Below are 21,215 nucleotides of genomic sequence, written 5' to 3'. Positions count from 1 at the left end.
AATAACATTGGGATTTTGAAACCTCATTTCGTTTACCCACCAGTTTTGTCTCTTTACCTACCACTTTGGAGCATTTACAAACCGGTTCTCCTCTTTTACTCACCGCTTTTGGTAAAATACCTTCTGCTTCTCCCTTATTGAGTGGAAATCTTAGATTTAGCCAAATAAAAAAAGAGACTCTCATCGAGTCTCTTTTTTTATTGCTTCATCTTCGGATCCAGGACATCCCTCAGTCCATCACCCATTAGGTTGAATCCCAGTACAGTCAGCATGATGGCGATACCAGGGAAAAACAATGTCCACGGTGCCTGTACAAGATATTGCTTGGAATCCGAAAGCATTTTCCCCCATTCTGGCGTTGGTGCTTGAGCACCCAGACCAAGGAAACCTAATGCTGCCGCTTCGATAATCGCTGTTGCAATTGCAAGTGTTGCCTGTACAATTACTGGCGAGATACTGTTTGGCAGAATATGCTTTAACAAAATTCTCGTATCCTTCATTCCTACAGCCCGTGCCGCCATAATATATTCTTCCTGTTTAACACTAAGAACCTTTGAACGTACAAGTCGGCCGAAGTTTGGGATATTAATAACTGCAATCGCAATTAACGCATTTTGCAATGAAGGTCCCAAAATTGCCACAACCGCAATCGCTAATAGAATACTAGGGAAAGCCAGCATAATATCAAAAATACGAGAAATAATCGTATCTACCCAGCGGCCGTAATATCCAGCGACAATTCCTAAAAGTGTCCCAATAACTACGGATCCTAACACAGAGAAAAATCCTACCCATAAAGAGATTCTTGCTCCATAGACAATCCGTGAGAAAATATCGCGTCCAAAATCATCCGTTCCAAACCAATGTTTTCCGGATGGAGCCTGCAGCCTTTCAGCCAGCACCTGCTCTTTATAGCTATAAGGTGCGATTAAAGGCGCTACTATCGCTAAAACAATGAAAAATAGAACAATCGCCAAACCAATAACAGCTAATTTATTTTTGTAAAACGCTTGTACTGCTTCCTTCCACGGAGGTGTAAGCTTTTCTTCTTCAACGGCTGCCGAATTGATCTCGACTGTATTCTTTGCAAGTTCAGCCACTTAAAATCCCTCCTACTTCGTGTACTTTATTCGTGGATCAACAAATACATACAACAGATCGACAATTAAGTTAATTAAAACAAAGATTGCAGCGATGATCAGGATTCCTGACTGTATTACCGGATAATCCCGATAGGCAATGGCATCGTATAAGTAACGTCCAATTCCAGGCCAGCCGAAAATGGTTTCGGTTAGGATTGCTCCGCCTAACAAAAGTCCCATTTGTAAACCGATTACAGTTAAAACAGGGATAACGGCATTTTTCAATGAATGCTTGTACACTACCCAAAACATTCTAAGCCCTTTTGCCCGCGCTGTTCGAATATAATCAGACCGCATAACCTCAAGCATAGTAGCCCGTGTCATCCTTGCGATGATGGCCATTGGAATGGTTGCCAGGGCGAAACTTGGTAAAACCAAATGCTTTAAAACGGTAGCAAATTGGTCAAACCTACCTTGCAGTAAGGTGTCGACCAGATATAAATTTGTAATTGCCGAAACCGGGTCTCTGACATCTTCGCGTCCAGTGGTTGGAAACCAGCCTAAGTGGATAGAAAACGCCCATTGCTCCATTAAACCAAGCCAGAAGATCGGAAGGGATACTCCTACAAGGGCAAGGACCATTGCTACATAATCAAACCATGATTTTGAAAACCATGCACTGATAATCCCTGCATTCACCCCAACAACAACAGCGATAATCATTGCCACAACGGCAAGTTCAATCGTTGCTGCTAGGTAGGGCCAAATTTCTTCATTAATTGGACCCCTTGTCCGTAATGAAGTTCCCAAGTCACCATGAAGGAGTGCTTTAATATAGTCAAAATATTGTATGTACCAAGGATTATTCAAGCCTAATTGTTCGGTAAGCGTAGCGATCGCTTCTTTTGTTGCTCTTTGGCCGAGGATTACCTGTGCAGGGTTTCCGGGAATAGCGTGGATAATGGCAAAAACGACTAGAGTCATTCCAAATAATACTGGGATTAATGAAAAGACACGGCGGACCGTATATGTAAACACTTTCTCACCCTCTTTTTTCAATGATGGTTTATGAGTCCGATGCTGTAGTTAACAAAAGGGGAGGCCACGCTCCCCTTCCGCAACAAAATTACTTGAAGTATACGTTTGTAAATGGCTCAGATCCTGTTGGATGTGGAAGATATCCAGCAACATCCTTTGCAGCTGCCATTAATGGCGTTGAGTGAACAAGTGGGATCCACGGTGCATCTTCGTGAATGATTTCTTGAGCTTGTTTGTAAAGCTCATTACGTTTTGCTTGATCACTTTCTTGTTGAGCCTTGATTAGAATGTCATGTAATTTGTCATTGCTGTACTGTGAATAGTTATTACTTCCAATGCTGTCTTTATCTAATAATGTGTAAATAAAGTTATCAGCATCTCCGTTGTCACCAGTCCAGCCAAGCATATAGGCGTCAAATTCACCTTTGTTTGCCTTGTCCAGGTAAGTAGCCCAGTCAACTGATTTAATTTCAGCTTTTACACCAATTTTACTAAAGCTTTCTTGAATAACCTCAGCTACTTTTTGTGCTTCAGGCATGTAAGGACGAGCTACAGGCATTGCCCAAAGATCCATTTTAAATCCATTTGGATATCCTGCTTCTGCCAATAGTTTTTTCGCTTTTTCTAAATCATATGGATATTCTTGAATCGCATCATCATAGCCTTCAATGGAAGGAGGCATTGGATTTTTCGCCGCAACTGCTTTACCGCCGTAGAAGGAATCAATAATCGCCTTCTTATCAACTGCCATGTTTAATGCTTGACGGACAAGCTTGTTATCAAATGGTTTACGTGTCACAGTTAAACCGATGTAACCTACATTCATAGAAGGGCGCTCGATTACCTGCAAATTCGCATTGGATTTTACTTGCTCTTCATCAGAGTTGTTCAATCCATCCATGATATCAATTTCACCATTTGCTAAAGCATTAAGACGCGCAGTATTTTCAGGAATAACACGGATAATCACTTTGTTTAACTTAGGTAAACCTTTTTGCCAGTAGTCAGGGTTCTTTTCAAGAACAATACGGTCATTTTGCTTCCACTCAACAAACTTAAATGGACCTGTACCAACTGGATGTTCTCTGAATTTATCACCATATTTTTTAACAGCTGCCGGGCTGGCAATTCCAAATGGCGACATCGCTAAGTTCTTTAAGAATGGAGCCTGTGGTCTTTTTAAAACGAATTGAACGGTATTTGCATCAACTGCTTTTACCTCTTTAATCACATGGCCTTTGTCCTTCTTAAAGCCGCCGAACATTGTATAGTAAGGGAATTTATCAGCATCCCCATTCATCCAGCGGTCAAAGTTAAACACAACAGCATCTGCATTGAAGTCTGTACCGTCATGGAATTTAACTCCTTGACGAAGATGGAATGTGTAGGTTAACCCATCTTTCGACACTTCCCACTTCTCAGCTAATCCTGGTTGTACAACTGTATCCTGTGGACCATAATCTAGAAGAGTTTCAAAAATGTTTTCAGTTACACGATACGTTTCCCCTTCAGTTGTCGTAATTGGATCCAATGAAGTGGAATCACCGCCGCGCGCAAAGACAAGCGTATCTTTCTTCGACCCGCCGCTCGCTGCAGTGTCTTTTTTGCCATCAGTATTATTGCTTGTTTTACTGCTGCAGCCAACAAGGAACATGCTGATGGCCAAAATCGAAATCAGTAACAATTTCATTGTTTTCTTCATGCGTTCTTTTACCCCCGGTTTCTCTTTAAAAATTTTTATCATAAACGCCTCATGCTTTACTCGTTAAACAAGTGGCATGCTACGTAATGACCATTCACATTTCGTTCTTCTGGTCTAGCTGTTTTGCAAATGTCCATACATTCCGAACATCTTGTGTGAAAAGCACAACCTGAAGGAGGATTGGCCGGACTTGGCAGCTCCCCCTCAATTAAAATGGTTTCCCGTTTAATATCAGGATCCGGAATGGGTACGGCTGAAAGAAGTGCTTTTGTGTAAGGATGCAATGGATTTTCGTATAGTTCTTCACTATCTGCTAATTCTATTAATCTACCCAAATACATTACGCCTACCCGGTCACTAATATGCCGGACAACCCCTAAGTCATGGGCGATAAATATGTATGTAAGGCCAAATTCCTGTTGGATATCTTTCATCAGGTTCAATACCTGAGCCTGGATCGATACATCGAGAGCGGATACAGGTTCATCAGCGATAATCAGCTTCGGTTTCGTCATCAATGCTTTTGCAATCCCAATCCGCTGACGCTGGCCGCCGCTGAATTGATGTGGATAGCGCTTTGCGTGATAGCTGCTTAACCCGACTACTTCAAGCATTTCTTTTACCCGCTTCTGTCTTTCTTCTTTTGTTCCAATGCCGTGAACAATCAACGGCTCCTCAAGAATCTGTTCAACAGAGTGGCGGGGATTCAAAGATGCATAGGGATCCTGGAACACCATTTGGATGTCCCTACGCGTTCTTCGCAAATCAGATTTCGACATGCTGGTAATCTCTTTATCTTCAAAAATAATTTTCCCATCACTAGCCTCAATCAGACGCATCAACAGCCTTCCGGTTGTGGATTTGCCACAGCCGCTTTCGCCGACGATTCCTAGCGTTTCTCCCTTTCTAACATAAAAAGAAACATCATCAACTGCCTTAACTTCTCCTACTTTTCTGCCGAGAAGGCCGCCCGTTATTGGGAAGTATTTTTTTAAACCGTTAACTTCAAGAAGTAACTCCGACATGTTTGTCACTCCTCTCCCCTGATGAATGTAATAAACATCTCACAACATGCCCATCTTTTTCCATTTTGTACAATTTCGGTGATTCTTCAAAACATTGTGAAAACGCTTCCGAACATCTCGCCGCAAATTGGCATCCCTTATTTATCGTTCCGGGTGCTGGAACATTTCCTGGGATGCTGTACAATCTTTCTTTTTTTCCTCTTAGATCTGGTACGGATTTTAGTAATCCCTTTGTATACGGATGCTGCGGATTTTTAAGGATGGTTCGTACATCGCCTTGTTCGACGATTTGGCCGGAATACATTACAATGACTCGTTCACAAATTTCGGCTACTACTCCTAAATCGTGGGTAATAAGAATGATGGATGTGTCTGTTTTTTTATTTAAATTCTTCATTAATGCAAGGATTTGTGCCTGAATGGTTACATCCAGAGCAGTTGTCGGTTCGTCGGCAATCAGCATTCTTGGGTTACAGGCCATGGCCATCGCAATCATCACACGCTGCCTCATCCCACCGGAGAGCTGGTGTGGATACTCTTTAAGAATTCCCTCAGCCCGTGGAATACCAACTAGCTTTAATAATTCAATGCATCTCAGATTTGCTTCTTTTTTGGAAAGATCAGTATGTAATTGAATGGCTTCAATCAGTTGATTCCCAATCGTAAATAACGGATTTAGTGATGTCATCGGTTCCTGGAAGATCATTGAAATTTGATTCCCGCGGATTTTTCGCCACTCTTTTTCCGATAAGGATGTTAGATCCTTTCCTTCAAAGGAAATTTCTTCGGCTTCAATTTTTCCCGGAGGAATTGGAATTAAGCCCATGGTGGTTAAGGAGGTTACGCTTTTTCCACTGCCTGACTCCCCAACAATTCCAAGAATTTCTCCCTCTTTTAACTCGAAGCTGATTCCATCTACCGCAGGTACGTATTTCTTTCCTGATAGAAAGGAAACTTTTAGGTCTTTAATTTTTAGAATAGGGTCTTTGCTCACGTTTACACCTACCTGTAAGTAAATTATTTTATGTCTTTCTGAGCTTTGAAGATATTATAATATAATGATTATTGTGGGAATTATGACATAATTTATTATATCGACAATTTCTGAATATAGCAATAATTTTAAAAATATAATTATTTTTATTTGAATAAAATAAAAAAGACCTGCTCCAACGCGTTTTCACTTTAAAGCGCTGGAGACAGATCTAATTGTTTTTTTCTATTATTTTCTAGTGGATTAATCTTTAATCTAATTCTGATATAACGTTTAAAAATGGAGTTTTTTCTTTTAACCTACTGATTATAAATTATTGTGTAAAAGTGATAATACTTTTCTTAATTCATTCACATCAATTTGACCTGGAGCAGAAGATTTCTTTGCGGCTCCAAAAGTCAGTGCTGAACCGAACAGTTCTCCTGCTAAACGGCTGATTACGCCTTTTCCAGCCATTGACATAGTGATAAAAGGGCGATCAGCATGCTGTTCATTCATAGTGTTGGTTGCATCTAATAGAGTTAATACATCTGCAGGACTTTTTGGCATTACGGCGATTTTCGGTAAATCACCACCTAATTTCTGAGCTTTTTGCAATCTTGCTATGATTTCTTCTTTTGGCGGCGTTTTTTCAAAATCATGATTTGATAGAATGACCAACACATTATGTGCTTGGGCAAATTCAATTAAGCTTTTAACCGTTGATTCCTCATTAAATAACTCAACATCAATCATATCAACTAAACCTGTTTCAGCAATTCTTTTGTTTAATTCTAGATAATCAGTCAGGCTGATTTCCTTTTCTCCGCCTTCTTTGGCACTTCGAAAGGTAAAAATTAGCGGTTTATTCTTAAGAAGTATTCGGATTTCACTAAGTGCTTCCTTCACTTTTTCAATCTGCTCAACATGATTAAAAAAATCAACACGCCATTCCACGAGATCAGCATCAATTGTGTCTATATATCTGGCTTCTTCCATTAATTCCGCTAATGTGGTTCCCACTAATGGCACACAAATCTTTGGAGCGCCTTCTCCAAGTGTAATCCCCCGAACCGTTATCGTTTTTTTCATTACAACCCATTCCCTTTTTCGACTAACTTTAATAAGTCGATGATTTCATCGGCAGCTTCTTCCGGCCCCTTATAATCCGTTTGAATTTTAACATGGTGCTGTACATAAACTTCCTGCCGTTTATAAAATAGTTCTTCCATTTCCTCCAAAGACTTTCCTTGCAATACAGGACGGCTATCGATAATAAGGCTAATGCGGCCCTTCCAGCACTCCCAGGATATATCTAGGAATATAACCGTACAAGTGGATAAACAGATTTTACGGATTTCCTCTTGCAGGAATGCCCCACCTCCAACCGAAATAATCTGTCTGCCCAGATTACATTTTTCCGTGATAAGACTTTTTTCTTTTGAACGAAAGGTACTCTCTCCATATTGCTTGAATATTTGCGATACAGGTAGATTGAATTCATTCTCGATTTCTTCATCTATATCAATAAATTCCCGATTCAATTTTTCAGCTAGGATTTTTCCAACCGTGGTTTTTCCAGCACCCATAAAACCGATTAAAACAATGCTTTTTTCTTCTTTTTGCAAAATTTTTCACTCCCGAAAGCCTAAAATAGCAACTTGTATAAAGTATAAGCCTTGGATGATAGTAAAAACAATTGATAATTCTGAAAAAGTTCCCACAACTGTTTTCTAATTTAAATCTTCCTCGCGTAAATGAAACTTCTATAAAGAGCGAAACTGAGCAAAAAGGTTAGAAGTGAAAGGATTACGGCGATACTTGAGAATGCAAGCACATAGGCATTGTATTCTGAGATTCTGCTAATAATTGTAAACGTATCCATCTGTAAAATTCCTGCAGCAAAATTAACTAAAACTAATACAAAGAAGATCATTAGAAGTCCTTTTGTTAAATTTTGGATATCTGCCCTACTTAAGCCAATATGCCCGGAAATACAGACAGCAAGAACTAGGAAAATCCAAAACAATGGATTGATTAAATTTTCAGGAGTAAAAATACTTTTGATGATTGCAATAACGGAAGCTCCTACTGCTTTTAAAACATTTACGTCTATGGTTTCAAAAGAAACATGCAAATGTATTTCAGATCTTACGGCGTCAAAGGATTGCGGCAGCAAAAGGTACATTCCCAAAAGCAAGGAACCAATACCGCTAAAGATTGGCCCTAAACCAATAAAAAAGTTCCCTATCTGTTGATAGGTACTATCGCGATTGTAATAGTGCTCTACATATCCTAGGACACCATCCGGGCTATTAAACTGCAGGAATTTCACTCTAGACACTTTGTGCCCCCATATAAAGCACATGATTAGATGACCGAGTTCATGAATCGGTGTACCAATCCAGGCTGTCCAAAGCACACCTCTTACTCCAAAAGTCCGAATCAAAAATTTGTTCGAGTATTTCTCAAGTATCCCAAGGATCAAACCGACAACAATTATAGCTCCTACAAGATATAACAGTTCTATAAAACTAATGAATAAGGTATATATTAAAGAAGACAGAATATTCATCCTTCTCTGGGTCCTCTCAATCAATTTATTTTCCTATCCTCAGCTAAACTTAACCAAATATTTACATTGCTTTGATTATTAATTTGCATTTTCTGGTTAAAATGAAACTATAAAGATAGATTTCTAAGGAGGGATAGGGGCTTGCACCAATTTCTGAATGTTCTTTTCCTAACGTATGTCGCCTCATGTTTTTTTAAAATCTTTTATTATTCCTTTGTTAATGTTAAAAAATAACCCATTTCTTCTCATTCTTCAACTTTTTTCACTCCAGTATGATCAGAAATCATTCAAATAATTTTTCTGTAATGGTTTGTCCTCCTTATTGCATACCCTTTTATAAAGGGGGATTGCCATGTTTCGTTCATTTACAACCTTTAAACTTATTCGTTATGCTGTCGCCTACGTATTTATTACTTCCGGTTTTATGAAATTACTGAATACAGACTTAGCCAATCATTTTATCGGATTAGGCTTGCCTTATCCGTATATTCTACTGAACACTGTTATTCTCCTTGAGATTGTCTGCGGGATCCTAATCATGCTCAACAAGAGCGTTCGAAATGCAGTGATTCCGTTAATCGCTATCATGATCGCTGCTATCATTCTAACCAAAGTACCAACTATCCACACAAGTATTTTACAGTTTGCCTTCAATGCACGCTTGGATATTGTCATGCTAATCCTGCTTATTGTTCTATATAATCGGAATCCAAATTGAAAAATCCCCCTTTGCCAAGGGGGATTTTTTTGACATAAACCTACAAATTTCGAGTGGTGACAGGCACCAATGACTTTTCAAGAATCGGCCCATAAGTATCGGTTCGTCGATCTCGTAAAAACTGTAATAGGTTTCTGGCAAATTCGATTTCTTTTAAATTGATGCTTTGAACTAGTATTCCTTCTTGTTCATCCAAGGAAAGGATGATTTCTCCCATCGGGTTGCTGATGAAGCTGCCCCCGTAAAAGTTCATGTCTTTTTCTTGGCCAACCCGGTTGACTGCAGCAACAAAGACACCATTATGAATTCCATGTGCGGAAATCGCCTTCGTCCATGCAGTCCTTGTCGAAAGCTCCGGATGATCCGGCTCGGATCCGATTGCAGATGGATAGAAAAGGATATCCGCACCCTTCAATGTCAAAATCCTAGCAACTTCAGGAAACCACTCGTCCCAACAAATACCGATCCCGATTTTTCCAAATTTCGTATCATATACCGGGTAACCAGTATCTCCCGGTGTAAAATAATACTTTTCATGATATTGCGGACCATCCGGAATATGATTTTTTCGGGTTGTTCCTAAATGATTGCCTGCTTCATCAAAAACTGCTGCACTATTAAAATAAACTCCTTTTGCCGCCCATTCATAGAATGGGACAATTAACACGACTCCAAGTTCTCTGGCAAGCTCCTGCATTTCCACAATCGCTTCATGATCATGGGGGATAGCTAACTGATAATGATCCAGCGAAACTGTCTGGGCAAAATATTGCGCATGATAGAGTTCCTGCAAACAGACAATGTTTGCACCTTGGGCTGCTGCTTCCCTCACCTTTGCTTTTGCCTTTTCGATATTGATTTCGACTCTCTCATCACACGTCATTTGCACCAATCCAATTTTCACAGTACTCATAAAGAAACCTCCTCAACTATTTCATGGACAACCTTTCCGTCAACCATGGTAAAAACTACTTTTGTATTTTTGATTTCCTCATACGGAACCTCAAATAGATTCCGGTCAAGGACAATAATATCTGCTAATTTACCAGCTTCTATCGTCCCAAGTTCATGTTCACGGAATGAGCCATATGCTGGTACAGACGTATAGGAAAGGAGTGCATCCTTTAGAGAAATTCTCTCCTTCCCATCCCACACTACTCCATCATCATCCAATCTAGTAACCGCGCGATAGATTCCTGGAAACGGATCCAATTTAACGACAGGATAATCCGTGCCAAAAATAACCTTTGTACCCTGATCCAGCATCGTCTTTAATAAATAATTATGTTTCATTCTTTCCGGCCCAATTAATTCCTCATAAACATCTCTTGCTGTCACATTAATATGCTCTGGCTGTACGGAGGCAATCACACCTAATTGATGAAAACGTTCAATATCATTCGGATCAATCATTTCCACATGCTCAATCGCATGGCGGGAATCTCTTTCCCCATTTTCCTTTTGTGCTGCTTCAAATGAATCCAAAGCCAATTGAACAGCGCCATCCCCAATACAATGGAACCGCACCCGGAACCCTTCCTTATCCGCCTCAACTGTCCACCTTTTAATTGTTTCCTCCGGAAAAACCGTGCTCCCTTTGGTTTCCGGATTATTGGTATAAGGTTCTAGCAAATAAGCAGTATAGCTGGTGGTTACGCCATCAGCAAACTGCTTAAAACCGCAGAATTGAACCATATTACTTTTATATTTTTCTCGTAAACTTTTAGCGAGCTCCAGATCACCGTTTAACGGAGCAACGAAATGAACCCGTGTCGTCAGTTTTCCTTCTATTTCATAGCCGGCGTAGAGTTCTGCTTCTTCTGTACTCATTTCCGGAATCCGCAATAAGTCATGTACCGAAGTCACCCCGCATTTTACGGCCTCCGATAAAAAGTTATTTAGCAGCTTCTCTTTTACTTCGAGACTAATCGGCAGTACCTTCGTAACAAGTCCAACAGCATGTTCTAGTAATAATCCAGTCGGCTCACCGTTTTCATCTTTAACGATTTCCCCATATGGCGGATTTTCCGTATATCGATCGATACCCGCTAATTCCAGTGCCTTTGAATTCACCCAGGCACTATGGAATTCTGCTTGATACAGAAGGACTGGGCGATCTGGAATAACCTCGTCCAAATAGAATCGATGTGGTTCCCCTTCGTCCCATTCATTCTGCTCCCAGCTGCAGCCAATAACAAAGGGATCATCATTTTTTGAATCGGCATATTCTTTAACCATCTGCGCCGCTTCCTTTGCCGATCTGGCTAAATGAAGTCTGACACTATCATTCAATAAACCTCCCATTAGGAGATGAATATGAAAGTCATGAAAACCAGGCATAATTAATTGATCTTCAAAATCGTAAATCTTCGTCTGATGATCAATATAATCAGAAACATCCTCTGATTCTATGACTTTAACAATTTTATTTTCTTTTATGAGGATGGACGCTGGTACCGGTACATCTGAGGTACCTGTGAAAACTGCGTTCCCACGAATCACAATGTCTGCTTTAAGTTCCAATTTCTATCTCTCCCTATATAGTTAAATCATTGCTAGAATCTTCAGTAAAATCAAGTTGTGGCGGCTGAACACGGAATAATTTTGTTTTATATGCCAGATAGGCAATCCCTACAGCAGTCCAAATTCCTCCTAAAGTCATTGATTTACTATCCAAATCACTCCATAGTTTTATCGAAATGACGGCTCCAATTAGTGGAACAATCAAATACAATACAATTCCTTTTAACGACCTTTGCTTCCCTTTTATAAAATAATGAGCAATTACACTTAAATTTACAAAGGTAAAAGCGATTAAGGCCCCAAAATTGATAAAGGAAGTAATTGTGACAAGGTCAGTAAACAACGCCGCTAAGGCAAAAATACTCACTAAGACAATATTGTTAACAGGTGTTTTAAATTTTGGATGGATATAAGCAAAAAACTTTTTCGGAATAACGGAATCTCTGCCCATTGCGAATAAAATTCTTGATACACTCGCATGGGAAGCCATTGCAGAGGTAAATGCACAAACGACCATTGCAGCGATAAAAAGTGCATTAAAAAAGGTTCCGCCAATCAATTTTGCTACTTCAATCGCAGCCGTATCAAGATTTTTGTATGAAGTAAAATCTGGGTGAATTAAATGTGAAAGATATGAAATGAAGATAAAACAAGCTCCGGCAAAAAGTGTTACAAACATGATGGCCTTCGGGATCGTTTTTTCCGGTTTAATCGTTTCTTCGGCAAACGTCGTTAAGGCATCGAACCCTAAAAACGATAAACAGAGAATCGATGCCCCTGAAAATACGGCAATCAATGAAGTATGTTCAGTCGCAAATGGTGTTACTGAGAACAACGTTCCTTGCCCTGTTCCACCTAAAAGAGCCTTTACACTTAGGATAACGAAAAAAATCAGTACGAGGTATTGGAATCCGAGAAGAAGCATGTTCATGGTCACCGTTACCTTCGTACCAATCACATTGAAGACGGTTACAAGAACAATCATACTAATTATCCAGACACTAAAGGGAATGGACGGAAAATAATCTGTCAAGTAAAGAGCTATGATGAGAAAGTTAATCATCGGGATAAATAAATAATCCATTAGAATAACCCAGCCAACCATGAAGCCTAGGTGTGAGCTGATCGATTTTTGTGTGTAGGAATAAGCAGAACCTGCAATCGGAAAAACCTTTCCCATTCTTCCATAGCTGTAAGCGGTAAACAGCATGGCAATAAGGGCAACTATGTAAGCAGAGGGTGTTGCACCTTTCGAAATGGACTCAACAATTCCGAAGGTGGAAAAGACGGTCAATGGAGCCATGTAAGCAAGGCCTAACAATACAAGATGAAAGAAAGTTAACGACCGTTGTAATTGAACGGGTTTTTGCATCTATCATTCCTCCTTTTTAAAAATAGGCTCTGTTAAACCTAGTTGTTGATTTCCGCTCCAGGCACCAATCAACGTTGTTCAAAATCAACAATGTCCTTTAACACAGCCTAAAAATAAAAATGCAATTTTTGTGCCAATCCCAAGAAAGTAATAAGTGACTGACTTTTCAGAAAACATTTTATATTTCGAGCCCCTTAGTTATGCATAATTAAATAATATATGTAAAAATGCATAATTGCTTTTTTACTAGAAAAATCCTTGAACGATTTTAGATAGAATCCGTCATTATTTCGGACACCCATTGTAAAATAAGTGTAAACGATTGGAGAGTCAGAAATGAAGATTTTTTTGAAATACACAGAGATATTCCTAGAGAAGGTCCTGGAAATAATGAGTCTACTAGAAAAGCCTATCAATTAATTGAACAGTATGTTTCTCAACCCGTAATTTTAGATATTGGCTGTGGTCCTGGTATGCAAACGATTGAGCTTGCCGGTATAACGGACGGCAGTATTTTAGCTGCTGATTTAAATGAAGATTTTTTGAAGGTCCTTTCTGTGCGTGCTGAACAACAAGGATTTTCAAAAAAAAATTGACCCTCAAAAAGCTGATATGTGCAATCTTCCATTCGAAGAGGAAAAATTCGATGTAATTTGGTCGGAAGGAGCCATTTACATTATTGGTTTTGAAAAGGGATTAAAGGAATGGAAACGGTTTGTTAAACAGGATGGGATTGTGGCCGTTACGGAATTTACCTGGTTGAAAGACAATGCCCCAAAGGAAGCAAGAGATTTTTGGGACGAAGCCTATCCTGGAGCGGGTACCATTGACTCGAATGTACAATTGGCTAAGTCGCTGGGATATCGACTCATTAATTTGTTTTACCTGAGTCCGCTTGGTGGGAAGATTACTATACTCCTTTGGAAGAACGGCTCTCATTGCTTCGTGAAAAATACAAAGACCATGAGGATGCTCTAAAAGTAATTAACCATATCCAACAGGAAATCGATTTATATCAAAACTATCATGAGTATTATGGATACGTTTTTTATTTATTTCAAAAGGTAGATTAAAGCAAAGAAATTCCCCTCAAAATATGGGGAATTTCTTTTTCTATGCAGTACCGCATAAGTATAGCTATTTTGATTTCAGAATTTCCACAGTGATTGGAGTCAATTTCTTCGCGCTGATGAGGCTTAAAAAAAGAAACAGGTTCTCAAGTCCTGTTCCTCATTCGATTTCATCTTTAGCCAAAAATCTTACCATTTCAATGTGATCTCCATAATTTGAAAATCCATTACCGATTAGATCTTTAGGAGACAGCACCTTGTTATTAGAATCATAGGGAACCCAGCCAAAATTCAGCTGATCATTTTTAGATGTACCCTGGTCAATAAATGAATTCAATACTACCACCCATTCCCTTGGGATTTTCAACACCCCATATGGTTTGGTCTGGAATGAGATGTTCTTCTCCATTTGAATCCTAGGTAAATAATGTTCTTTCCCGTCTGTTATAAAAAATCCCCTGTCTCTCAACATATAAAACTTACCATCACTCAATTTACTATCCGGATCCATATTCCAAGTAAAATAGTACGTTGACGGGTCTTCGAGGTTAATTTTCCATAATTGTGGTTCACCTGTTGTATTGATCGATTCAAGTTCCCATTTACGCTGATTCCACGCCCATGAACTTGCACCGTATTTGTCTCCTTTTGATATATACGGCACAAATACATGTTTTTTATCAAGGGTGATTGTATCTTGAATCTTGCTTGCCGCAGCTTCGGGGAAAAGCTTATTAATCTCGCTAATTAATTGTTTTTTTGCAGGGAATGGGCTTAGAATTTGAAAGTAATACCCATAAACCATGACAGCTGCGAAGACTAATAAGACTAGACTTCCAGCTACCCATAAACTTTTTTTCAACAACTTAATTCCCCCTTTCTAACAACGAATTTTGGGAGCGAAAATAAAGCTGTTCATTCGGTGTAACAATTAGTAATCCTTTACCTTCATTTTTAACATAAACTATTACTTTCAAGCCGCTGCCAAACTTAGGTGAGGAGCCAATAAGCTGGTAAGGAAATCTTTCATATTTTTTCTTTGTATCCATGTTGGAATAAAACCATTCTTCACTATAGAGAGGTTCTTGTGTCATAGTATCAAGCTGCTTTTGTAAGTTCTCCTTATTTAGAGAATCATCTTTTGCTGGGGAATAAATTTTAACCAGCGAAGCCTGATTAATATTGGAAATATAGGTTGATACCTCTTTTTGAGGATATAACATTTGCTGAACAGGGATGGCAACAAAAGATGTAAGTAAAAATATAAAATTCGCCCAAAACCCCAGCCAAGCAAAATGACGATAAATCGTCCAGGAATCCCCCCTTCCTTTTAATATCCAGTATAAAATCCACACCCCAAGCGGCAAAATTGGAAACTTAATCTGCGTCCCAGACATATTCCAATTAATCGTAAACGAAAAAATACCGATAACGATGGCAACAATCGCTTTCCATTTCGTTGGCTTAACAGTCCGTTTTTTATACATTTGCAAGGCAATGGTGACAATGATAGCCCATGACACTGCTCCCATTAATAAACCGACCATAGAAAAGGAAAAATCAAATTTTATTATGTTGAAGCACCTCCCCATATAACAAAAAGGAATATTTTAACAACTAGTAAAAACTACAATAACACATATATCATCTAGCAATCTATAAAAAATAAGTGTCCCAAAATTCCTTTCGGGACACCCTTATCATCTTATTTCCTCAATTTATCGATTTCATCAGCCACAAATTGCACTTGAGTTCCAACCACTACATGAATGTTTTGCGGCCCAACAACTATCACACCCGGAACACCCGTTGCCTTAATCTTGTTTTGATCCACAGCACTCATATCTTTTACTTCAACTCTTAATCGGGTTACACAATTTTCAACAGAAGATACATTTGCATCTCCACCCAAGCCTTCATAAATTTTGGCTGCAAGCTCTGCAAATTTCCCTCCGCTTATAACGGACCCAACGGCTTCTTCATCTAAATCCTCTTCTCTTCCAGGTGTCATCAAATTAAATTTCACGATGATAAAGCGGAATAAGAAATAGTAAATGACGGCAAAAACTAACCCCTGGACAAGGAGCATATACGGTTGATTGGCGATTGGAATTTTCAAGCTTAAAACAAAGTCAATCAATCCAGCGCTGAAGCCAAATCCGGCGGTCCAATGGAATAAAGCTGCTACGGCTAAAGATATACCCGTTAATACAGCATGAACCAAATAAAGGACCGGTGCGACAAACATAAAAGCAAATTCAACTGGTTCTGTCACTCCTGTAAAAAAGGAAGCAAATCCTGCTGCCATCATTAAAGAGGCAACTTGTTTCTTATGCTTCGTTTTTGCCGTATGATACATGGCGAGCCCTGCAGCAGGCAAACCAAACATCATTACAGGGAAGAAGCCTGCTTGATACATACCGGTAACACCTTTAACCCCTTTACTCGCCCAGAAGTTCCCAATATCGTTAATTCCGGCAATATCAAACCAAAAGACCATATTTAAGGCGTGATGTAATCCTAGTGGAATTAATAATCGGTTGAAGAATCCATATAGACCAGCACCAAGAGCACCTAATTTACTAATCGCTTCACCGAAGGAAACCAGACCGGTAAAAATTACTGGCCAGACAAAATAAAGTACGAGGGAAATGAGCAACATGGCAAGTGAGGTCATGATCGGCACGAGCCGTTTACCACTAAAAAAGGCTAGTGCATCCGGTAATTTTACATGGCTAAAACGATTATACGTACGGGCAGCGACAAGACCTGAGAGAATCCCAACAAAGGCATTTTCGATTTTTCCAAAAGCAGGGTCGACTTTAGCTGCGTCAATACCTTGTAACATCGCAACAGAACTGCTTGAAAGCAAGGTGGTCACGACCAGGTAAGCTACCAAGCCGCTTAGTGCCGCCGAACCATCCCTCTCCTTTGCCATGCCCAATGCAACTCCAACGGCAAAAAGAATCGGGATATGATCGATGATTGAGCCTCCTGCTTTAATTAAGAAAGCCGCTACTGGACTGCCAGCCCCCCATCCGGTTGGGTCAATCCAATAGCCAATCCCCATGAGGATGGCTGCGGCCGGCAATACAGCAACAGGTAACATTAAGGAACGACCAATTCTCTGCAGATATTTCTTCATGTTAATTCCTCCTGTTAAAAGATTCTAGAAAGCTAACAACCAATTAACATCAAAAAATAGTTTAACAATGAGAAAATATAATGCCCTTTAAATAGTAAATTACCTTAGGTCCCGCTCGCCATGGACCACCCCCTCCATCATAATTTTTTATTATTTTATTACTCCGCAACCGTTAAAATACATATTTAGCCAAATTCATAGGGTGAAAGGAAAAAGTACTTAATAGATTTCTTTTTTAGAGGCTGTGTTATACTTGGTTGTTGATTTCCGCTCCAGGATGCTCTCTTTCCGCGGGGCGGGCGGTGAGCATCCTCGGCGCTTTAGCGACTGTGGGGTCTCACCTGTCCCGCTGCTCCCGCAGGACATTGAATGACATCCTTGAATCCACCCACGCACGAAGAAAATGCGTTAGCATTTTCGAGGAGTCTCGCATCTTCCGCTCCAATCAACTTTGTTTAAAAATCAACATTGTCTTTTACAAAGCCTAGAAAAAAGAAAAAGGATAGCTAAACACATCAGCTATCCTCTTCAATATTAAAACATTTGAATGATTTTCCTTGCCGAATCCACCCCATTTTCGATACAGTCAGGGATTCCCACACCATAATAAGAACAACCGGCAAGGATGATTCCAGGGTAATCAGCCGCCATTTTGCTTTCAAGTGCTTCAACACTTTTTGGATGGGTAATTAAATAATTCGGCATTTGATCGGTCCATTTGGTGATTTCATTGGCAACTGGCTTTGCTTGAATTCCAAGGCTTTTGCGAATGTCGCCAAGCGCAACCTCTAGTAATTCTTCTTCATCCATTTCCTCTAAAGAAGCAAATGAAGGATGACTGCTTTTATAAAAGAGTCTGACCAACAGGTTTCCGGATTTTGAAGTGTGGTCCCATTTCCGGCTTGTCCACGTACAGGCATTGCAGGATAATTCATCCGTATTTGCAGTGATAAATCCCGTTCCATCCGCTGGAAGTACACTGTCGGGTACATCAAAGCCAAGATACGCACTAATTAACGAACTATTTTTCAATCCTGAAAACCTGCTTTGAAGATCCTGGTCATCGATTAACGATTCAGCAGCCGTATTTGGAATACTTAGCAAGATGTAATCCGCTTCGATAATTTCCTCATTGTTCAGAAACAACTGATAACGGCTGCCCTCTTTTTCAATTTTATTGACTTTTGTATTTTTTAAAATTTCAGCTTCATCCAGCTTTTGCTCATACGCGTCAATCAGTGAACCTAAACCATTTTGAAAAGAAAGAAACTTCCTTTCTCCGCCTTTAAATTTTTGTTTATTAGCTTCAAGTCCTTTTATGATGCTTCCGTATTTTTCCTTATAATCAATCAAATATGGAAGAGTAGATTTGATCGTTAAGTCACTGAGTTTTCCGGAATAGACGCCGGAGAGGACTGGGGCAATTTGTTTTTCAACCAATTCTGTTCCTAAGAAATGCTCAAGAAAGGATCCGATGGAGTCATTTTTTGTAAATGTTTCATTTTTTGTATAAAAATCCTTTAGTGCTGCCACTTTTCCATCTGCAGAAACGAGCGTGCTCTTCGCCAGCGATTCAATGCTTGCCGGAATTCCAAACACTGCATCCTCTGGAATTGGATTCAATTCTCCATCACTGTAAATAAAGGAAATACCTGTCGCATTATAAACCACTTCTTTTTCCATCTCAAGTTCTTCGATCACCGTTATGTTCTCCATTTTACGGGCGACAATGGAATCCGCTCCTGCTTCCATTACAAATCCATCTTGTTTGACGGTTCGGATTTTCCCTCCAAGCTGATTGGAAGCTTCTATCAGAATCAGCCTGACATCTGCCCCATTCGCCTTCTTCCATTTATGTAATTCATATATGGCCGATAACCCCGTAATACCGCCACCGATTACTACGACTGTTTTCACTTCTGCCACCTCTTATATAGTTCTATATTTAGTCCATTACAGTTTATCATATCAAGGGAGGTAGCCGTTACCTCAATAAGAATGGATAGATTTTAACTCTCTCCCTATAAAGTTAGCAGGAACAGGACTAAGTTTTAATTCTTTTGCCCAAATGGAAAGTTGACCAATGTGATGGATCTCGTGAGAAATGATATGATGTAGGATTTCATCAAATGTATATGTATGTTCATCCCAAGGAACACTAACAAGTTTCTGTTTTAATTTGGCAAAATCTATTTTTAAAAATTCAACTATTTCTTTTCGATACGAATCTGATAGTAATTTAACTTTATCAAGTGTATTATAATCAACAAACCGAACTGCCACATCTTCTTTACCTTGACTGCCACGAAGCCAACTATATTCCACATCAATAATATGAAAAAGAGTATATAAAATACTCCCTACTCCACCACTGCGTTCCTTTAACAATTCTTCTATCGGCAGTTGCTTACACCAATCAAACCATTCATCTCTTATTTGCCAGTTATACTCAAAAAACTTGATCAATGCAGTCACTCCCTTATTTAGTTATGTATTCAGGCAAAAAATGAGCTTTGGAATGTCCAAAGCCCTTTTTTGTTGATATTCAAAGCGTGAAATGAGCGTAAATTTACTTGTGATTAGCTCTCGTATTTAAGGTGAATTGTTATGTTGCACCCAAAACTTAGAGCATACCTTATGATTTCTTTGCAATCAATTCAATTTCAACCTCTGCATCAAGCGGCAGGGCAGCAACGGCGACTGTCGTTCTTGCCGGAAACGGTTGGCTGAACTGTGTTCCGTATACTTCGTTCATTGCCTTAAAATTTTTCATATCAGTTAAATAAACATTCACCTTAATCACATCATCCGGCGTTAAGTCTGCAGCCTCGAGAACCTTGAATAAATTCAAAAAGCATTGTCTTGTTTGCTCCCCAATACCACCTTTGACCAATTCGCCTGTTGCGGAGTCAATTGGCGTTTGACCCGAAAGATAGATCAAGTCACCTGACTCAACAGCATGTGAATAAGGACCGATTGCTGCCGCACCCTCAGCATTATACGCTTTTCTTGCCATTTTAAGCTCCTCCAATCTTTAAGCCTTACTGTTATGAATCTTTTGAATCTGAATTTCGATTCTTTCACTTAGGAAGGTTGAACCAAGGATCAGGATTCCGCCAACCATTTGCATGAGGCCGATGCCTTCCCCTAAGAAAATCGCTGCAAATATTACTGCTGAAATCGGATCAATATAGCTTAATACGGCAATCCTTTGGCCCTTTAATTCTTTAATGGACGTAAAGTAAAGGAAATAAGCAATCCCCGTATGGATAATCCCAATGATGATAATAAATACAATCGAATTTGAAGTAATACCAGAAAAATTCAAATGATCCTTTAGGAAAACATATGGAAAAAGGACTATAGATGCAACGAGTAACTGAACGAATGTAGTTTCAAAGCCAGACAAGTTTTTAATAAACTTATTGATTAATACCACACTCGCATATAAGGCTGCTGCTGATAGACCGTAAAGAATTCCAGTCACATGGTGGTAATTCTCCCCGCTATCAGCTCCCCCAATATTTACTACAAGGAACAAGCCAATCATGGCCGTGATGATGCAGCCCACCTTAGCAGGAGTCAGTCTTTCCTTTAATACAAAAGGAGATAAAGCCATGACAAAAACTGGTGCAAAATAATAGCTTAAGGTTGCATTAGAGACGGTTGTATAGCGATAAGATTGAAACAAAAGGATCCAATTAAAGCCGATGGCCGCTCCGGAAAAAATCAAAAGCATAAGATTCTTTTTAACCGCTTGAATGGAGGGCTTCTGTTTAGCAATCACTAAGAAAAAAATAAGAAATATACTACCAATGATTCCTCGCAAGAGTGCAATTTCACTTGAGGATAGATTAATATTTTTCACAAAAATGCCAAGACTCCCCCAAATGAGCATAGCGGTAATTATTTTTAATTGACCTTTCACATGAAACTCCTTTCTGCCAAACGATTGAAGTATTAATTAAAGATTATTCTAATATTTGGAAGGT

Annotated in this window: 21 protein-coding genes; 3 read left to right on the top strand and 18 right to left on the bottom strand. The window is 39.4% G+C overall.

Translation table 11 applies throughout. The annotated features are described in order from the left end of the window. Nucleotides 1-197 precede the first annotated feature (197 nt). From nikC to RCG21_RS07135, 8 genes are all read right to left on the bottom strand, one after another. Nucleotides 198-1,100, bottom strand: coding sequence for a nickel transporter permease (gene nikC, locus RCG21_RS07170; RefSeq protein ID WP_133337360.1), 903 nt, complete (start codon nt 1,098-1,100; stop codon nt 198-200). 12 nt (nt 1,101-1,112) lie between these two features. After that, on the bottom strand, nt 1,113-2,120 hold the full coding sequence (locus tag RCG21_RS07165) for an ABC transporter permease (RefSeq protein WP_133337362.1): 1,008 nt from the start codon (nt 2,118-2,120) through the stop codon (nt 1,113-1,115). A gap of 88 nt (nt 2,121-2,208) precedes the next feature. Next, nucleotides 2,209-3,822: an ABC transporter substrate-binding protein gene (locus RCG21_RS07160; RefSeq protein ID WP_133337364.1), complete on the bottom strand. Its 1,614-nt coding sequence runs from the start codon at nt 3,820-3,822 to the stop codon at nt 2,209-2,211. 56 nt (nt 3,823-3,878) lie between these two features. Further along, on the bottom strand, nt 3,879-4,847 hold the full coding sequence (locus RCG21_RS07155) for an ABC transporter ATP-binding protein (protein WP_133337366.1): 969 nt from the start codon (nt 4,845-4,847) through the stop codon (nt 3,879-3,881). Next, nucleotides 4,828-5,841, bottom strand: a complete 1,014-nt coding sequence (locus RCG21_RS07150; RefSeq protein ID WP_133337368.1) for an ABC transporter ATP-binding protein — start codon at nt 5,839-5,841, stop codon at nt 4,828-4,830. Before RCG21_RS07150 ends, RCG21_RS07155 begins: the two co-directional genes overlap by 20 nt. A gap of 306 nt (nt 5,842-6,147) precedes the next feature. After that, nucleotides 6,148-6,912, bottom strand: a complete 765-nt coding sequence (gene aroD, locus RCG21_RS07145; RefSeq protein WP_133337370.1) for a type I 3-dehydroquinate dehydratase — start codon at nt 6,910-6,912, stop codon at nt 6,148-6,150. Further along, nucleotides 6,912-7,409 (bottom strand): shikimate kinase, encoded by a 498-nt coding sequence (locus RCG21_RS07140; RefSeq protein WP_133337623.1) that lies wholly within the window; start codon nt 7,407-7,409, stop codon nt 6,912-6,914. The genes aroD and RCG21_RS07140 overlap by 1 nt, the downstream gene beginning before the upstream one ends. Nucleotides 7,410-7,558: 149 nt before the next feature. Further along, on the bottom strand, nt 7,559-8,242 hold the full coding sequence (locus tag RCG21_RS07135; RefSeq protein ID WP_308913030.1) for a hypothetical protein: 684 nt from the start codon (nt 8,240-8,242) through the stop codon (nt 7,559-7,561). A gap of 505 nt (nt 8,243-8,747) precedes the next feature. On the opposite strand from RCG21_RS07135, the gene RCG21_RS07130 reads away from it, so the two are divergent. Beyond that, nucleotides 8,748-9,113 carry a DoxX family protein gene (locus RCG21_RS07130; RefSeq protein ID WP_133337374.1) on the top strand — a complete coding sequence of 122 codons (366 nt, stop codon included), beginning with the start codon at nt 8,748-8,750 and terminating at the stop codon, nt 9,111-9,113. A 40-nt stretch (nt 9,114-9,153) separates the two neighbouring features. On the opposite strand, the gene RCG21_RS07125 is transcribed toward RCG21_RS07130, so the two are convergent. The 3 genes from RCG21_RS07125 to RCG21_RS07115 are packed head-to-tail and all read right to left on the bottom strand — an operon-like array spanning nt 9,154 to nt 13,008. Next, nucleotides 9,154-10,026, bottom strand: coding sequence for a carbon-nitrogen hydrolase (locus RCG21_RS07125; RefSeq protein ID WP_308913029.1), 873 nt, complete (start codon nt 10,024-10,026; stop codon nt 9,154-9,156). Further along, complete coding sequence (locus RCG21_RS07120; protein ID WP_133337378.1) at nt 10,023-11,636, bottom strand: amidohydrolase; 1,614 nt, start codon at nt 11,634-11,636, stop codon at nt 10,023-10,025. Before RCG21_RS07120 ends, RCG21_RS07125 begins: the two co-directional genes overlap by 4 nt. Before the next feature lie 13 nt (nt 11,637-11,649). Further along, nucleotides 11,650-13,008, bottom strand: coding sequence for an APC family permease (locus tag RCG21_RS07115; protein WP_133337380.1), 1,359 nt, complete (start codon nt 13,006-13,008; stop codon nt 11,650-11,652). A gap of 473 nt (nt 13,009-13,481) precedes the next feature. Here RCG21_RS07115 and RCG21_RS07110 point away from each other — a divergent pair, with 473 nt between their 5' ends. Together RCG21_RS07110 and RCG21_RS07105 are read left to right on the top strand one after the other, a co-directional pair. After that, complete coding sequence (locus tag RCG21_RS07110) at nt 13,482-13,604, top strand: hypothetical protein (protein WP_235824883.1); 123 nt, start codon at nt 13,482-13,484, stop codon at nt 13,602-13,604. Beyond that, nucleotides 13,570-13,986, top strand: coding sequence for a class I SAM-dependent methyltransferase (locus RCG21_RS07105; RefSeq protein WP_308913028.1), 417 nt, complete (start codon nt 13,570-13,572; stop codon nt 13,984-13,986). The genes RCG21_RS07110 and RCG21_RS07105 overlap by 35 nt, the downstream gene beginning before the upstream one ends. A gap of 252 nt (nt 13,987-14,238) precedes the next feature. On the opposite strand, the gene RCG21_RS07100 is transcribed toward RCG21_RS07105, so the two are convergent. The 7 genes from RCG21_RS07100 to RCG21_RS07070 form a co-directional block, all read right to left on the bottom strand. Further along, a complete protein-coding gene (locus RCG21_RS07100; protein ID WP_133337382.1) occupies nt 14,239-14,943 on the bottom strand; it encodes a hypothetical protein in 705 nt (234 codons plus the stop codon). Nucleotide 14,944: 1 nt separating this feature from the next. Further along, nucleotides 14,945-15,610, bottom strand: a complete 666-nt coding sequence (locus RCG21_RS07095; RefSeq protein WP_208025399.1) for a hypothetical protein — start codon at nt 15,608-15,610, stop codon at nt 14,945-14,947. Between the two features lie 173 nt (nt 15,611-15,783). Next, nucleotides 15,784-17,223 (bottom strand): N-acetylglucosamine-specific PTS transporter subunit IIBC, encoded by a 1,440-nt coding sequence (nagE, locus tag RCG21_RS07090; protein WP_133337384.1) that lies wholly within the window; start codon nt 17,221-17,223, stop codon nt 15,784-15,786. Nucleotides 17,224-17,757: 534 nt separating this feature from the next. After that, nucleotides 17,758-19,140, bottom strand: coding sequence for a protoporphyrinogen oxidase (hemG, locus tag RCG21_RS07085; protein ID WP_308913027.1), 1,383 nt, complete (start codon nt 19,138-19,140; stop codon nt 17,758-17,760). Between the two features lie 72 nt (nt 19,141-19,212). Beyond that, entirely contained in the window at nt 19,213-19,689 is a 477-nt protein-coding gene (locus RCG21_RS07080; RefSeq protein WP_133337388.1) for a DinB family protein, read from the bottom strand. Nucleotides 19,690-19,858: 169 nt separating this feature from the next. After that, on the bottom strand, nt 19,859-20,239 hold the full coding sequence (locus RCG21_RS07075) for a RidA family protein (protein WP_133337390.1): 381 nt from the start codon (nt 20,237-20,239) through the stop codon (nt 19,859-19,861). An 18-nt stretch (nt 20,240-20,257) separates the two neighbouring features. Then, on the bottom strand, nt 20,258-21,151 hold the full coding sequence (locus RCG21_RS07070; RefSeq protein WP_133337392.1) for a DMT family transporter: 894 nt from the start codon (nt 21,149-21,151) through the stop codon (nt 20,258-20,260). Between the last annotated feature and the right edge of the window lie 64 nt (nt 21,152-21,215).

It is taken from the genome of Bacillus salipaludis, assembly GCF_030938565.1.
Taxonomy (GTDB): Bacteria; Bacillota; Bacilli; order Bacillales; family Cytobacillaceae; genus Neobacillus; species Neobacillus salipaludis_A.
The sequence above is the reverse complement of the archived record's forward strand: the minus strand, read 5'-3'. Positions and strand labels throughout refer to the sequence as shown.